Here is a 15796-nt window from a genome sequence, read left to right as displayed (position 1 = left end):
GAAAGCGTCAGATATTGGGATTTGCCCGATCTCTGACGCTTTCTCAATTATTACTGCTTTTTATTTGGTATCTGTTATTATTCCCACAGGCGTATTACCGCTGCAATTGCGAAAATGCAAAGGGGTTACCCCCATTTTCTGTTTAAACTGCCGCGAGAAAAATATACTGCTCTGGTACCCGCAGAGCTCTGCAATTTCACTCATGGATTTATTACTGTATTTTAACAGTTCCCCGGCCTTTTTCAGGCGCAGATCAATCAGATAATTTTTAAGGCTCATTCCGGTGGAGGCAGTTAATATCCGGTTAATCGTGCTTTTATGGCAGGCGAAAACAGCAGATAATTCCTGATGAGTGATACCCTCCTGCATATGTTCCACAATATAATCCAGGATCTGGCCCTTCATCTGATCCTGCTCCTGACCTCCCATAACCTGTGACTGAAGCAGTTTCATAACCAGAGATCCTAACAGGCTGCTGCAAATCTGGCTGGAATACATACGCCCGATGTGATACTCCTTTACCATTTGCTGAATCGTTTCCACTAAAAAACTATTTTTCAGAATATTCGTCTTATGATAAAGTCCTGCCAGTGCCATTCTGTTTTCCGGCGATTGATCCTGCAATACAAATTCGATACCGGATAATAAAAAGGGATCTTCCACATCCGCTAAAATTGTATTTCCCACACCCGGGGGCACATAAAATAAGTCCCCCATAATTGCAGGACAGGTTTTATTTCCTATGACATACCGCCCTTTTCCTCTGTGAACATAGAGCATATAATGGTAATCAAACACCCTGCGTGATGTTTCAAACCCGCTGTCACACTGATATAGATTAATTACATTCATTTTCAGCTTCATTTCTAACCTCCCATGTTTTATATATATGAGTCATTTCTTTTATTTTTTGGTCTTTTACTGCATTGTAACTGATTCGATTCTATTATATCATAATTTCATAAAAAGAAATACAAAGGAGTGTGCTTATGTATAAAATTCAAAAAGGAAAAGAATCCATGACCGCTAAGGAAAGAGTAAAACGCACTTTTCAATATGAAAAAACAGACCGGGTTACCATCGGATACGATGCAAACCCTGCAGTTCATGAAAGATTGAAAAAGGCTCTGGGCATTGACGGATGCGATGACGAAACCCTTCTCCAGATATTAGGTGTAGACTACCGTCCCATCCAGGCACCCTATACCGGACCCGAATTATTCTCTGTCCCAGCCAACAGAAGGGTCGACCAACTGGAAGGCAGCATCATGCGCTGGGTGGAACATGACACCGGCGGATATTGGGATTTCTGTGATTTTCCATTAAAAGATGCCTGTGATGAAGCTTTTGAGAATTTTCCGGTACCGGATCCGGATTGTTTTGATTATGAGGCGGCATGTGAGCTGGCAAAATCTTACGGTAATCAATTTGCACTGTTCACAGGACATGCCGGTATGCCGGATATCATTAATTCTAACGGCCGCATTATGGGCGTAGAAGATATCCTCTGCCATCTGCTGGACCAAGACGAAGCTGCCATGTCACTGATCCGCCGACGTGCTAATTTTCAGTTAAAAATGTTAGACCGTCTGCTCCATGCATGTAAGGGGCAGATTGACTTTCTCTGGATGGGTGAAGATCTGGGAACACAGATCGGCCCTATGATCAGCCTGGAACTTTACCGGGAAGTATTAAAACCAATCCACAGGCAATTTGCGGACCTGGCTGACTCCTACCACATTCCCTCCCTGATTCATACCTGTGGATCATCAAGCTGGGTATATGAAGATTTTGTAGAAATCGGAATCAAAGGAGTGGATACCCTGCAGCCCGAAGCCGTAAATATGTCTCCCCAATATTTAAAGGAACATTTTGGAGGCAGGCTTAATTTCAGAGGATGTATCTCCACCGCCGGCCCCCTTGCTTATGGGTCCTGTGAGGATGTAACAAACGTCTGCAAAGAAACCCTGGATATTATGATGGAATGCAGAGGATATCATTTTGCCCCCACACATGCTATCCAGGATAATACACCCGTAGAGAATATCATTGCCATGTACCAGGCTGCACATGATTATGGGTATTATAAATAAGGCTATTTCTAATCCATACCGGTTAAAGAAAGAGCCTCAGACTCAAGAAGAAATTTCTCCATTGTCTGCGGCTCTGTCACTTGTGTCACTTTTTTACACAAATAAAGCAGTGCCTGTATGAAGCACTGCTTAACCTTACTTGAAACGTTACTTAAAGTTTTCCGGGCACCATCTCTATCTACAAAGCGTCCCTTACTCAGACAAACCTAATTATAAGATGCAATGTAGTACTAATCCGTAATCATCATCATAATATCTTCGATGGATTTTCCGCTTTCCTGGATCATATCATAGAGATAACCCAGCGCTTCTTCTCTCTTCTTGCCTTCCAGTTCTTCTCTTTTACTCAAAAGTTCATCCAGTTTCGCCTGCGCTTTTTCAATCTGTCCATCCAATACTTCGATTTGATCATCAATTGATTTTCTTTGTCCTCTTGCCATAGTATTATCCTCCTCAAATTCACTTATTTATTCTATATGAATATATTAGTTCCAAATGAGGATTTTGTCTAGTATTTTTACTGAAAACTCATACAAATTTATTGCCTTTTTTATTATTCTCGGTTCAAAATATCTAATTCTACAAAATCTCCTAAATTTCCTATCTTCTGGGTAATTTTTTCTCTCGCTGCATTACTGAACGCTTCTTTACTGTCATAGTCTCCGCCTACTGCTTCCATCAGAGCATTGCTGATCTTCTGTTTTATTTCGGACATATCTGACCCGTACTTTATAAGCTCCCAAACATCCCGGCCATTTACATACGCCTTTACCAGCCAGGGCGGCGTCCCTCCTGTCATGGGGCTGACCGGAATTTTCTCATTGGGATCTATCAATGCCAGATCCTCGTTATTCATTCGGATTGCCATTTTATCATTGCGGATATCCATACCTTCCTGCTCATACAAGGCAGCAACCAGACGATAGGTTATCCCTTCATCATCCACATTTGCATTTACCTCTTTATAACCCTCGGGTACTTTTACCGGATCAGAATCTGTATCCGGATATGCTTCTGATTGGATACCACCCATTATATCAGAGACGATTGCGATACCTCCTGATATGGATTGGTACGGAAAAATATCTGCTCCCTCTTTGTCCTGTGCAAGTGCCATAACAGATCCGGAGCACAGTACCAGACTGCATAAAACAGCGACTGGCAGTATTCCTTTCTTCTTGGGCAGATGTTCTGTAGTCTCACGGATACGTTCTTTCATATGAACTAAATTCCCCGATAGGCGAAAACCTACCGACACGGGATATTTTTTGACGGGTGTCCTTGCCGCACCAATGAGAATCGACGCATATTGAAACCGCAGTCCTTTATCTGCCTGATTTAAAACAAGTGTATCACATGCAAGTTCACATTGATGCATATATTCCCTGCATATCCAACGAACGGCAGGATTGAACCAATGTAAAGCTGATGCCAGAGCCGCAATTGTTCTCCCCCACAGATCCCATCTCATATAATGTGCCAGTTCATGGCGTAAAATCAAAATTGTTTCCAATTCGGTATAGTTTTTCTCCGGTACCAGAATAACAGGGTGAATAAGACCGGTAAGCAAAGCCGTTTCCACAAAAGGACAACGGTATATCTTCCGGCATTTTTTTATACCAAGGGGCCTGCCTGCTGCTTCCAGGCATTTATCCATCCATGGATCGTTAATTTCCTGGCACCATCTGCGTTGCATGTTCCGAAAAGAAACCCATTTCCCAAGCCCCCGGACTGTCACCACCATCACTCCTGATATCCAGACCACAACGATTCCCCAGAACAGAAGCACCCCATAATCCAAAGATGAACCGGTCTGAGTTGTGACTCCCCCAGATGTATAGTTTTCTTTTTCTGCCCCCCGATCCTGCGTAAAAGCTTCTGCAGACTTAAATACGGATGTACTCTGTAAAAATTCCGGCGCTTTTACTTCCACCATGGGAGTAAATACAACAGGCTTCATAGGAAATAACAATCCGGCGATTAAAACCATCCATAAAAGTGCCCGCCCGGAAGGAGCTACCCACTGCAGCAGGTCATTACGCAATACAATTAATAATATCCCCGCTGCTGCAGTCATTAAAACAGAAGAAATGATAAGAGAAATTAATAAATCAAACATCCGGTAAGTTTCACCTCTTTTCCAAATCGGCCAGCCATGCCTCCAGTTCCCCAATACTGTTGTCATCCAGCTTTCCCCCATCATACAGCGATGCCATCAAGCTGCTGATAGAATTACTGTGATGGGTTTCTACAAAGTTCTGGGTTTCAAATGCCAGATATTCGTCTCTTTGAATCTGGGTCCAGTATATCCGCTCCCTGCCTCTTTTCTCACTTCTTAGAAACCCCCGTTCTGTCAGTCGGATCAACAGGCTGATCAGCGTCTGTGCCTTCCAGCCTTTTTCCTCCATTCTTTCCATTAGCATGGGAGCCGTGACCGGCTGTTCACATTCCCACACCTGTTTCATAACTTCAAATTCCGCATCCGGTAATTTTTTCATGTCTGTATCCTCCTAACCAACTCGATAAAGCATCATCTGTATCAATCCCAGCACCAGAAGATGTCCGGGATAAAATCCGTAAAAGAAATATTGAAATGCTTTGGATTGTTTTCCTTTTTCTCCATTGTACTTTAAAGTTAGCAAAACCGCAAGACAATGCCCTGCTATGTACATTCCGATTGTAGTAACCATCCGGATATCAAAATCAAATAGAAAACTTTGGAAACGCCAAAGCTGAAGTCCTGCTGCTAGCAGAACGCCGATAGTACCCCGTTTTGCTTTGCTCAAATTCCTGCTGTAATAGAAGAAAAACACATATGCAACACACTGGTAAGAATATTCCAGATCCAGTTTTACTGTAACCCATGTAAGGAACAGAACCACCATTGCGGCAATTACCGGCCTGGATTTTAGGCGCCGGCTGCACCAGAGAGCGAATAAAGCCACTGCCATAGTGAACATAATGTTAAACCGCATTTCGGTTATTGGTATCAGATGGCCTTCACCAAATAACGTATATGGTATTTGAGCAAGCACACCGAAAAACAGGAGCCTTCCGATATATTTTCTTACATCTTTCGTGTGTTGAAATCCATTTGCCAGCAGAAAGAAAAACAGGACTGCCGCCATTCTGCCGATGATTCCCACTGAATAAGCCAGTGCCTGAATACATCTAATTGCTATTCCCTCTATTGCCGGAAAGCTTCCAAAGAAATCATACAGGTTTCCTCTTACCACATCCCTGACACAGAAAAAATCAGGACCATAGTACTGACAGATTAAATGATCGGTCAGCATAGCAAGTACCGCAATTATTTTTATTTTTCTTGTATTTATATTTACACCTTCTTTCTTATTAGACAATTGTCTTATTCGAATTATACATTTGTCTAATTAGAATGTCAAGAAAATCTTTTCAAGTATAAAATATCATTTCTGTGTACTGTACCAGATAAGCCGTCTGACAGATACGTTCTTTGTCACGATCTGTTAAACGGCTTGAGATTAAGATAAGAAGTAGAATGGAAAGATATCTTCAGAAAATAAAGTGTGAAAGAAAATTACGATACAGAAAGGATGCCACTATGCGATTCTTTCAACCTGTTTGATTGTGGCAGTATTGCAGGCTTGCCTGCAAAATGGGAATAAATATGGCTGAAAAATCATTATATCCGTGTTCAAATTCAGGCATAATATTAACGGGCAGCTTAATCATAGCTGTCATACAGACTGGTAATCACCGGTATTTCCCGGGTCTGTCTATCTGTCGTGATGATCTTCTCCATACCCGGAACCAGATCAAAATAGTTGTCACTTAGTAACAAATCCTCATGAAAACTGATTTCTACAAATTTGCAGAACTGCCCTGCGGTAATCCGGTAGGTATTTCCGTCCAGCTTTTCACAGTGAATCTCTGGTTTTTGGAAATCAAAATGTTTTGCAGGCTTAAAAATAACTGTTCCGCTTCCAATTATTTTCTCCTCCATGGTAAAGACATATGCTGCATAATATCTGCGGTAATCTTCCTCTTGCTGCAATTCCTCCTGAAAATCTATTACTTTGATACACTCAGAATGCAGCCTTTCTACCGAACACAGAAACTCCTCTTCTTTGATAATCCCCCGCTCCACGTGGCGCAGCTGCCACTTTAAAGTTCCCTGTACCTTCACCAGTGTCTCATTCGTAAGATGGAGTTCTACTTTTGTCCCCTCTTCACAGGCAGAGACAAGTACCGGCTCAAAAAAAACGCTTCGCTCCATATTGCAGTGCCTTCCATCTTCCGAAGCAATCGATGCTTGCCCAGGAGGCAACCGGCCAGCAGTCATTGATCTGCCAGAATAACGCCCCCATGCAGCGGCAGTCATTACGGTTTCTCCGCCAATGCTCCACCCCATAACGAATGCCCTCCAGCTGAATCATCTGTGACAGATAAACAAAGGATGCAAAGTCTTTTGGAAACTTAAAATATTGTGCAATATAAGCATTTATCACTTCATTTCCGTTTTTACTCTTCTGATGGCCCTCCATTACATAAGAAAATATATTTCTGTCTTCCGGTAAGGTAAAGCTTTCGATTGTCTTCATGCAGGGAAAGGACTGCAATCCAAATTCAGAGTTAAAGCGGGGAAAAGTTGTCCGGAAATACGTAAATGGTTTCTGTCCATGCCAGACGTTCCAGTCATGGGTATCCCCTATATCCATATTTTCCACGTCCTGCATACTTCCGGAAGAAGACGGAGAACTGGGCCAATAGAAGATATCCGGTGCTTCTTTTGAGACCAGGGCTTTCATATCCACTTCAAACTGCTGTACATACATATCTTTATATTTCTGTTCCATCGTGTCCCAGACCATCAGCTCCGTTTCATTATTTCCGCAAAGCAATGCAATACAGGGATGATGCTGCAGTCTTCTGGTAAGCTGAACTACCTCTGCCTCCATATTTGCCCGTTCATCTCCTTCCCAGATCGTAACGATATTGGCAAACATAAAATCCTGCCATACCATTATACCGGTCTGATCGCAATAATCCAGAAATGCTTCTGCGGGGTATACTCCTCCGCCCCAGATTCGAATCATGTTAAAGTTTGCTTTTATACAGCTGTCAATGAGCTGCCGTGATTTTTCTTCCCGTATTCTTCCAAACAGGCTGTCTTCCGGTATGTAGTCTGCGCCCTTTGCAAAGACTTCAACATCATTGATTACAAAATGAAATGTTTCACCAAAGCAGTCTTTTTCCTGTTTCACTGTCAGGGTACGCAGTCCTATTTTCTTTTCCAGCATATGAACGATTTCATTTTCATGCCACAGCTTTGCACATACGATATAGCGCGGCTGTTCTCCGTAATTAATGCACCACCAAAGCCGGGGATTTTCTATCATACAGGTCAGGTGTCCATCAACAGCTGCCTCTTCACAGAGCACTTCGCCCTCAGGGGAATAAATACTGATCCCGCACTTCGTATCCGGCAAAAAGGTCTCCCATTCTATATCACAAACCAATTCTACTTTTCCAAACCGGTGGTTCTGTCGTATCTGCAGTTCCTGAATCCTGCCAGCCCGGTATCCTTTGAGGCAAATCGGACGCCAGATTCCCATATCTGCAAGTTCAGGTCCCCAGTCCCATCCAAACATACAGGCTGCTTTTCTCATCTGCATTTTTGCCTGGAAGAGGTGACGGTCCAGGTCCATATAAGGATGTTTTGCTTTTATGTTCTCGATTTGTCTGTAAGGTGAGGTAAAGGATACGGTAATTTCATTTTACTCCCATTCTTAACGCTGCTTTTACCTCTGCTTCCAGCAACCATATGCATATTTTCACAATGCCGCACCAATATTCCATTGATATGAATGTCTGCAATGGTATCAATCCCCTGACATTCCAGCTGGATACTGTCCATGCTTAACAATTCAGGACTCACCAGAAACCTGCGCCTGTAATCGTAATCTTTTTCGGAAACTGCTTTGGCTCCCGCTTCATGATCCCGGTAAAAGGGATCCTGTATCTCTCCTTCCCGCAGCAGATCTTCATATACGGATCCGGGTACCACTGCAGGAATCCATCTTTCTTCTCCCCTGGCTCTCATTTCCCAGGTTCCATTTAAATTTAATTCTATCATTTTGAGTTCTCCTGTTCAGATCTAACCCGCAAAGTGGGACGTGCAGATAGATGCAATGATTTTTCAGACATGCCCTAATCCTTCAACTGATCTAATATTGCCCAAATGCCCTCCTGCAGCTGGACCTCCATCTCTTTTTCACCATAGCGGATTCTCTTTTTATCACTGCACGCTCCCATTATCTGAAATGATATGAGCTTTCCATTTTCCCATTCAACATCTGCGGTATGTCCGCCTCTGATACGGCTGCCTTTCAAATGCCCATGCTTCCAATCCGCCGGAAGTGCCGGCAGAACTACTACCTGATCTTCAAAGCTCTGTAACAGCATCTCACCGATCCCTGCTGTAATTCCGGTATTTCCATCAAGTTCCCAGGTACCGCACCACATGGATGTCTCATCGCTCATAACCGATGCCAGATTAGGTTTTACCAGTCTCTTAACCGTATCATTCAGTATTTTCCAAGCCTGTTCCCCATCGTTCATTCTGGCATGATATCCCACAAGCATCGCCATTCCCCAGGATGTGATTTCAAAATTTTCATACCTCAGCTCTAATGTCTTCTGAGCCGCATGCTTTAAATCCTGGTCTGCCCGGGCATCAATCTGATGAAATGGATACAGCCCCAGCAGATGGGTTGTATGCCTGTGATTTGGAATCGGTTCTTCAAAATCTTCCATCCATTCCTGAATCTGCCCTTTTTTTCCGATTTGATAAGGCGGAAGCTTTGGCAATATTTGATCTATGCGCTCCACCAATTCCAGGTCGGCGCACTCCAGTTCCTTTGAAACCTTTCTTGCAATTTCCAGAATCTCCCTGACCAGCACTACATCGCAGGTGGTGGACAGGGACAGAAAATAGTTTTTACCATCTATGGAGAATTGATTTTCCGGAGAATAGGAGGGTCCTGTCATATACCAGCCAGTAACTTCATCAAAAAATAAATAATCCACTGCAAACTGAGCTGCACCTTCCAGAATCGGATACGCGAAATCTTTCAGGAATGCCCTGTCTTTTGTAAACTCGTAATAATCCCATAACAGTACGGCTGTCCACGCACCCCCAAAGGAGAAAACACCCCAGTTATAAGACCAGCCAAGTGAAGTGAAACCCCAGGGGTTTGACGTTACATGGGCAGTCCAGCCCTTCGCCCCATATGCTTCCCTGGCTGTCTTTTTGCCGGAGGGGACCAGCGTCTGCTCCAGCCAGTGAAACAGCGGCCAGTATGCTTCCGTAAGGTTGCAGGCACCTGCCAGCCAGTACTGCATCTGTATATTCATGTCAATATGCATGTCCTGGGTACAGTCTATCCGATTGTAAATGTTATCATTCCAGATACCACCCATATGAGTGGGAAGCGGTGCGTCTTCCCTGGAGGAAGCGATCAGCAGATATCTTCCGTATTGGAACATGAGGGCATACAGATCAGGGTCACTTGCACCTGCTGCTGCCCGTTCGATTCTTTCATCGGTAGGAAGATTCCAAGGAGCGGCTGTATCTGGTTCTGCCATTCCTGCGGTTTTTCTCTCTGCCACAGCTGTTTCTTTCCCACCCTCCAACCGGATATCCATTCTACGATACCGATCCTTCACGTCACGAATATGGATTTCCTTTAGCTCTTCATAAGTTTGGCTCTGCACTGCATTCAGCTGTTCTTTTACCATATGATCCGCGTCATCCATAAACATATTGGTTGCCAGCCCCATCCGCAGCTCTATTGCCGTCGCCTGATCTATTACAATACACCCGGATTCATATCTGGATTTCCCATCGGTCAGGTCACGGATTCTGCCGTTTAAATGAACACCGCATTTTCCATCACTGTGGAGGTCTTCCAATGCATCCCCGTTAATCAGGTAATCCTCATCTTCTATTCCTGTTATTCCGGTATTATTTCCGATTCCGTCATAACGGATTTTAATCTGAAATTTTACTTTTTGCCAGGAATAAAACTTCATCAATACGATCTGGTGGGGACCGGATACGAATACTTCCCGGACAAATGGATTGTTATAAATAGTAAATTCTGTATTTGCAATACCGGCACTGATATCCAGGCTTCTTCGTAAATCAGACGCCTTACATTCATCCCCCTCCATACACAGGTCTAATTCTAATTCCCCCACAGGCATATTGGTTCCATAATTATTTTTATTTCCGGTTAGATTTCTGCCAAGATGATCTGCCTTTTCATAATCCTTATTTAATAAAACCTGCCGTATCTGACCTAACAGCTCTTTTGTACCAGGACGGTTGTTTTCCGAAGAAGGTTCTCCTGACCAGAACGTAGATTCATCAATCTGGATCCGCTCCGAAAGCCCGCCTCCATATACCATAGCCCCTATTCTGCCATTTCCCAGGGGCAGCGCCTCAATCCACTTCTTTGCCGGCTGCCGATACCATAATATATCTCTGTTATTCATATTTATTCCCATTGCATATTGCAGGCAAGCTGCAATACTGCCACAATCAAACAGATTGAAAGAATCACATCGTGGCGTCCTTTCTGCATCGTAATTTTCTTTCAACCTTAAACCCCCTTTATAGCGGGATCCGCCTGCGATGCTGTATTAGCCTTTCACTGCTCCCATCATAATTCCTTTTGTAAAATACCTCTGCATAAACGGATATACTGCCAGGACAGGAATGATGGTGAGCATTGCAATAGCGGAACGTACCGACAGAATAGACGGGCGGTTCATTACCATTGCCGTTCCTGCCGTCTTTGGGTCATTCATAACTACGTTCATGTTTTGAATTACCTGATACAGCATCAGCTGCAGTGTCTTTAAACCGTTATCCTGCACCAGCATCAGGTTATCATACCAGGAATTCCACTGGGCAACCGCACTGAACATTGCTACCGCGCCGAGAATCGGGGTTGATACCGGAAGAATTATTTTAAAGAAGGTGGTAAAAAATCCTGCCCCATCCATTCTTGCAGACTCTTCCAGTTCTGCCGGAATTCCTTCAATATATGTTTTGATTAGTATAATGTAAAACGCTGACATGGCAGTAGGTATTACATACACAAAGAAATTATTTTTCAATCCATAAGTTACCATGGTGATTACCCAGGGGATCATTCCTGCATTCAGATACATGGTAACTACAACAAATTTATAGATTCCTTTGCGGTATGGCAGCTCTTTCTGGGTTACCAGATAGGCAAACATGCTGCAGCACACCAGCGTGATCACGGTTCCAATTACTGCTCTTGACAGGGAAATCACAATTGGCTGCAGTATCCTGTTATTGCCAAAGATTTCCCGGTAACTGTTCAGCGATACATTGGTGGGAAATATGAAAAACCACCCTTCTGCCTGCTTGGGATCGCTGAATGAACTGATTAACAGGCAGTAAAAGGGATAGATGCAGACTATCAGCACAAGAAGCATAAATATAATATTGATAACATCGAATACAGTCATCTTTTTTTTCATTATTGCACCCATTGCATATTGCAGGACTTGCTGCAATACTGCCACAAATAAATCAAGTTGAAAGAATCACAGTGTGGCTTCCTTTCTACTTAGCAATTTTCTTTCAACTTTTAACCCATGAATATCGCAAACCGGTTTACGATATTCCTAAATAAGCAGTGTGATCTTAAAAGATAGAACTGCCCCGAATACGCTTCACGATAGAGTTAGAAAACAGCAATAACCCAACACTTAACAGCGATTTCATCATACTCATCGCAGTACCAAAGGAATAATTTCCCTGTACAATTCCCATTTTATAAGTATAGGTATCAATTACTTCCAGCTTATCCAATACCATGGCATTTCCGAAGACATAATACTGTTCAAATCCTGCTCCCGAGAGCACATTTCCAAGTCCCAGAACCAATAATACAACGAAAGTAGAGACCAGCCCGGGAACCGTAATGTGAAGCATCCGCTGGAATCTGCCTGCACCATCTACTTCAGCTGCTTCATACAGCTGGGTATCGATACTGGCTATTGCCGATAGATATAAAATGGCACTGTAACCCATATTTTTAAATAAATAAGTACAGGTCTGCACTGTCCATGCCGTTTTGGGATTGGTAAGTACATTTAACGGCTGGTCAATAAGATGCAGTTTTTCATACAGCAGTGTATTTAGCATTCCATCTGAAGGAGAAAGAATCGTCACAAAAGCCAGATACAACAATACATATGAAATAAAATATGGTATGGTGGAAAATGTCTGCACCACCTTTTTTAACCGCCTGGTGGAAAGTTCATTTAATAGAATTGCAAAACATGCCGGGACCGGCAATGTTATAATAATCAGCCCGCTGAGTACAAATGTATTCCTTACTACGTTTAATACCTGTTCTCCATTGCTGAAAAACATCCTGAAATTTTGCAGACCTACAAATTCCAGCTTATTCAGGGGAATTCCCGGATAGTATTTAAAAAAAGAAATAATCCAGCCTGCCAGAGGGGCATAGCAAAATGCCGATATAAACATAATAAAGGGCAGGCTGATCAGCAAGAGCTTCCGCTTTGTAGCGCCATTTCTGCCGCTGACATTACATATTAAATTTTTCAAACAACTACCTCCTTTCGCCTTATTATTTTAAATCTATTTTATAAGCAGTCATAGCTTTGTCGATCATGGGATCCAGATCTTTGTGCAGCTGGTCAAAACGGTCCGTGTACCATTTCACTACATCATCTACACCCATTCCTGCAACCTTATCCATGGTTTCCTGCTTTAAAGTCTGAAATTCATTTTCATCTTTTGCATAAACAAGCTTAAATACTGCTTTATACATATATTCATTAATCTGGGCATACTTTTGTTTGATATCATCCGGTTTGGAGCCGATACCGCTGGTGTAGGTAGACCAGATCACATTTGGAAGCTTTTCACCGCTTCTGGTCTTATAATTTTTAAAATAATCCGTAAAACTGTCCGCTCCGTAGAATGCCAGGGCATCTTTCTTTACCGCTGTATAATTATCCAGATTCGGTGTCTGTTCAGGTTGGATATAATTGCCGTCAGAATCTACATCAATGTGCTGGAAGGCGTTAATTCCGGCATATTTCCACTTTCCGTATGTTTCCGCCATATCTACCACGCCGCCCTGATTATCTGCTACGTATTGATCGGTAACCGTGGGAATACCGTCCTTTACTTCATATGCCATGCCTTCTGCTCCCTGCGTAATCATGCGGGATCCTTCTTCCGAGAAGCACCAGTCCAGAAATTCCATTGCTTTCTCCGGATATTTGCACTTACTGGTAATCGCAAATTCATTTCCACCCACAACTGATTCCCAGTAAATCGACATAGACTGCACATCATCCAGCATCTTAATCGGCATATATCCGGAATCTTTCATACCCAAACCATCTAAAAGTGCTTCTTTATTCATGACCTGCCAGCCGTTTAAAGCAGCAAGATAACCGCCCTTGTCCGTTTTTTCTTTGTACTCGGAACTGCTCATGGTCACCGCACCGGGATCAATCAATCCCATCTGATTAGCTTTATAGTAGAAGTCTACACCTTTCCAGAAAAAACTGTCAGGATCTAATAATGGTGCCTCTACCTGTTTCGTCCCATGGTTCAAATATACTGCATAATTTCCTTCGATAGGTTCGTAACCTTTGGAGAGAGGATAATCCCGGTTGACAAATCCATCGCCCATCCCCTGCGGATCCGCAAAACCCCCGCCCAGAGCATAGATCTTTTCACCTGCCGGTGTCTGTGGATTGTTATCCTGCATTTCTTTTAACATATCCAGAAACTCTTCATCTGTCTTAATATCCGGATATCCCATCTCTTTGTATAAATCCCAGCGTACCCAGTTGGCACTTCCGGGCAATTGATCCAGTCCCATTCCGCCCCAGCCGCCCAGGCTGTAAAAATGTCCGTCCTGATACATATGGTCTCTGCGGTATTCATTTCGAATGGTAAGCCTTGGATCTTTTCCGATATGCTCTGTATTAGCTGCCAGATCATCTAATGGAATAATCATCCCGGCTTCCACTGCCCTGTTTAGATTATTTAGAATCTCCGGATTTCCCGCAGGTGAACCAAAATCCATAATATCATCCAGATCGTTACTTGCCAGCTTCGTCGCCAGAAGTTCATTAAAGGTACTTGTTTGTGCCGTTGTATTTCCAAGACTTGAGTCTACGGTCAGCTCAATTCTTATTCCCAATTTATCTTCGATATATTTTGCCACGGGATCCTCTTGCAATCCTGTGTATTTGGACTGATTCCGTATGAACATCTTCAAAGTCACCACATCATCGTTCCCATTTTCCGAGGAATCTGCATTCCCACCCGTATCCACTTTTTTTCCGGCATCTGCTCCAGACTCCTGTTCGCCTCCACATCCTGCCATAGTTGAAACCATAGCTGCTGCCAACAAAATACTTACGACAGATTTCATTCTTCTTTTCATCCACTTACCTCCACCTTTTTATCTTTTATTTTCCCGGTAAATACACTCCTTCTGATTGGCCAAAATCCAGAATATGCATCAAGACATGCGTTTTGTCTAACCTTGCAGTGCCATGCATTTATTTACTATAAATATCATAGAACATATTATTTTTTTATACAATTTAAATAATTATATATTGTTACAAAAATTATTGTTAGGAATATCGTATATATTTTATAGTGTTTTTGCGCTCATACCCGGCATATTATAAACAAAAAAATCTCTGTCCTGCCGTTAGGCGATACAGAGACTTTTATACAAAAATTATTCAATTTCAAATGTTTCTGAGCTGAAATTACTATAATATCTGCCCTGTCTGGCAGTAAAACGCAATACACAGTAATCCGGGTCAGTCACACCTTTTGAGTAATACATGGTATCACCTTCCTGCCATATCAGCTCTTTGTGTTCACGGTCTTCCAGAACCTCCATTGTGCCAGTCAGCATAATGCCCCTAAAGAATCTTTTATCGCAAAAATATATGCATGCCTGAGGATTGTTCTTATACTGCCCCACCCTCATGGATGAAGTATTCGTTGTAAAATAGAACACTTTGATTCCCTCTCTTATTCGTGGCGGTAACATGGCTTTCGTATTGGGACAGCCACATTCATCCACAGAACTTATAAATGAAACGCTTTGTTTATCAATTAAATTTCCAATTGTTTTTACCGGATCTTTCACTTTAGCACCTCCTTATTTTTACCCTTATTATAAGTGAGACATGGAGAATCGTAAATCAGTCACTTTTTTGTAACTATAACAATCCTTGTGCTTTCAGAAAATCCTCCCGATGATCTTCTATCATCATTTCTATTCCCACGCTTTGCATAATTGATACTGCTTCAAAAATCTTTTTCCCCCGCTCTGTAAGAAAGTAGTTTGATTTTAGCGGGTAACCGTCATTTATTGTTTTGTCTATCAGCCCATACTCTAAAAGCTCATTCAGATGCTGTACGAGCATTTTTTGACTGACCCCCTGAATGGATTTTTTTAGATTGGATAGTGAAAATCCGCCTTTACTAAGCTGCCACAAAATAATGGGCTTCCATTTTCCTTTTATGATATCATGTGTCATTTCTAACGGACATGTATACTCACCTCGTATTTTCATGCTGCATCCCTCCTGTATATTTA

Annotated in this window: 15 protein-coding genes; 1 reads left to right on the top strand and 14 read right to left on the bottom strand. The window is 42.6% G+C overall.

Annotated elements, in window-relative coordinates; translation table 11 throughout:
• Window positions 1–60: 60 nt before the first annotated feature.
• Entirely contained in the window at window positions 61–864 is an 804-nt protein-coding gene (locus RHS_RS10910; RefSeq protein ID WP_044294818.1) for an AraC family transcriptional regulator, read from the bottom strand.
• Window positions 865–989: 125 nt separating this feature from the next.
• Here RHS_RS10910 and RHS_RS10905 point away from each other — a divergent pair, with 125 nt between their 5' ends.
• Window positions 990–2093, top strand: a complete 1104-nt coding sequence (locus RHS_RS10905) for a uroporphyrinogen decarboxylase family protein (protein ID WP_047833185.1) — start codon at window positions 990–992, stop codon at window positions 2091–2093.
• 230 nt (window positions 2094–2323) lie between these two features.
• Here the strand turns inward: RHS_RS10905 and RHS_RS10900 are convergent, their stop codons facing one another.
• The 13 genes from RHS_RS10900 to RHS_RS10850 form a co-directional block, all read right to left on the bottom strand.
• The gene (locus RHS_RS10900) at window positions 2324–2533 is read right to left on the bottom strand and encodes a hypothetical protein (protein ID WP_027292833.1); all 210 of its coding nucleotides are present in this window, start codon (window positions 2531–2533) and stop codon (window positions 2324–2326) included.
• A 113-nt stretch (window positions 2534–2646) separates the two neighbouring features.
• Entirely contained in the window at window positions 2647–4278 is a 1632-nt protein-coding gene (locus tag RHS_RS10895; protein ID WP_161597383.1) for a M56 family metallopeptidase, read from the bottom strand.
• The gene (locus tag RHS_RS10890) at window positions 4223–4591 is read right to left on the bottom strand and encodes a BlaI/MecI/CopY family transcriptional regulator (protein WP_027292831.1); all 369 of its coding nucleotides are present in this window, start codon (window positions 4589–4591) and stop codon (window positions 4223–4225) included. Before RHS_RS10890 ends, RHS_RS10895 begins: the two co-directional genes overlap by 56 nt.
• Window positions 4592–4603: 12 nt before the next feature.
• Entirely contained in the window at window positions 4604–5455 is an 852-nt protein-coding gene (locus RHS_RS10885) for a TraX family protein (RefSeq protein ID WP_047833183.1), read from the bottom strand.
• 344 nt (window positions 5456–5799) lie between these two features.
• Entirely contained in the window at window positions 5800–6351 is a 552-nt protein-coding gene (locus RHS_RS30820; protein ID WP_395022056.1) for a glycoside hydrolase family 2 protein, read from the bottom strand.
• Complete coding sequence (locus RHS_RS30815) at window positions 6329–7804, bottom strand: glycosyl hydrolase 2 galactose-binding domain-containing protein (RefSeq protein WP_395022189.1); 1476 nt, start codon at window positions 7802–7804, stop codon at window positions 6329–6331. Before RHS_RS30815 ends, RHS_RS30820 begins: the two co-directional genes overlap by 23 nt.
• A complete protein-coding gene (locus tag RHS_RS30810; protein WP_395022053.1) occupies window positions 7801–8211 on the bottom strand; it encodes a glycosyl hydrolase 2 galactose-binding domain-containing protein in 411 nt (136 codons plus the stop codon). Before RHS_RS30810 ends, RHS_RS30815 begins: the two co-directional genes overlap by 4 nt.
• 74 nt (window positions 8212–8285) lie before the next feature.
• The gene (locus RHS_RS10875; RefSeq protein ID WP_395022051.1) at window positions 8286–10739 is read right to left on the bottom strand and encodes a glycosyl hydrolase family 95 catalytic domain-containing protein; all 2454 of its coding nucleotides are present in this window, start codon (window positions 10737–10739) and stop codon (window positions 8286–8288) included.
• A 42-nt stretch (window positions 10740–10781) separates the two neighbouring features.
• On the bottom strand, window positions 10782–11654 hold the full coding sequence (locus RHS_RS10870; RefSeq protein WP_027292827.1) for a carbohydrate ABC transporter permease: 873 nt from the start codon (window positions 11652–11654) through the stop codon (window positions 10782–10784).
• Between the two features lie 166 nt (window positions 11655–11820).
• Complete coding sequence (locus RHS_RS10865; protein WP_242849053.1) at window positions 11821–12753, bottom strand: ABC transporter permease subunit; 933 nt, start codon at window positions 12751–12753, stop codon at window positions 11821–11823.
• A 22-nt stretch (window positions 12754–12775) separates the two neighbouring features.
• A complete protein-coding gene (locus RHS_RS10860; RefSeq protein WP_044294807.1) occupies window positions 12776–14617 on the bottom strand; it encodes an extracellular solute-binding protein in 1842 nt (613 codons plus the stop codon).
• Window positions 14618–14923: 306 nt separating this feature from the next.
• Window positions 14924–15343: a pyridoxamine 5'-phosphate oxidase family protein gene (locus RHS_RS10855; protein ID WP_047833182.1), complete on the bottom strand. Its 420-nt coding sequence runs from the start codon at window positions 15341–15343 to the stop codon at window positions 14924–14926.
• Window positions 15344–15416: 73 nt separating this feature from the next.
• Window positions 15417–15773, bottom strand: coding sequence for a helix-turn-helix domain-containing protein (locus RHS_RS10850; protein WP_044294805.1), 357 nt, complete (start codon window positions 15771–15773; stop codon window positions 15417–15419).
• Window positions 15774–15796: the final 23 nt, after the last annotated feature.

Origin of the sequence: Robinsoniella sp. RHS, assembly GCF_001029355.1 — a bacterium.
Classification (GTDB): domain Bacteria; phylum Bacillota; class Clostridia; order Lachnospirales; family Lachnospiraceae; genus Robinsoniella; species Robinsoniella peoriensis.
This window is presented reverse-complemented; position numbering and strand designations above follow the sequence as displayed.

Bases quoted from the DNA above. Each gene is read 5' to 3' on its own strand.
- RHS_RS10870 (WP_027292827.1), bottom strand. From the start codon at position 11,654: ATGAAAAAAAAGATGACTGTATTCGATGTTATCAATATTATATTTATG.
- RHS_RS10910 (WP_044294818.1), bottom strand. From the start codon at position 864: ATGAAGCTGAAAATGAATGTAATTAATCTATATCAGTGTGACAGCGGG.
- RHS_RS10860 (WP_044294807.1), bottom strand. From the start codon at position 14,617: ATGAAAAGAAGAATGAAATCTGTCGTAAGTATTTTGTTGGCAGCAGCT.
- RHS_RS10895 (WP_161597383.1), bottom strand. From the start codon at position 4,278: ATGACAACAGTATTGGGGAACTGGAGGCATGGCTGGCCGATTTGGAAA.
- RHS_RS10850 (WP_044294805.1), bottom strand. From the start codon at position 15,773: ATGAAAATACGAGGTGAGTATACATGTCCGTTAGAAATGACACATGAT.
- RHS_RS10900 (WP_027292833.1), bottom strand. From the start codon at position 2,533: ATGGCAAGAGGACAAAGAAAATCAATTGATGATCAAATCGAAGTATTG.
- RHS_RS10905 (WP_047833185.1), top strand. From the start codon at position 990: ATGTATAAAATTCAAAAAGGAAAAGAATCCATGACCGCTAAGGAAAGA.
- RHS_RS30820 (WP_395022056.1), bottom strand. From the start codon at position 6,351: ATGGAGCGAAGCGTTTTTTTTGAGCCGGTACTTGTCTCTGCCTGTGAA.
- RHS_RS10890 (WP_027292831.1), bottom strand. From the start codon at position 4,591: ATGAAAAAATTACCGGATGCGGAATTTGAAGTTATGAAACAGGTGTGG.
- RHS_RS30810 (WP_395022053.1), bottom strand. From the start codon at position 8,211: ATGATAGAATTAAATTTAAATGGAACCTGGGAAATGAGAGCCAGGGGA.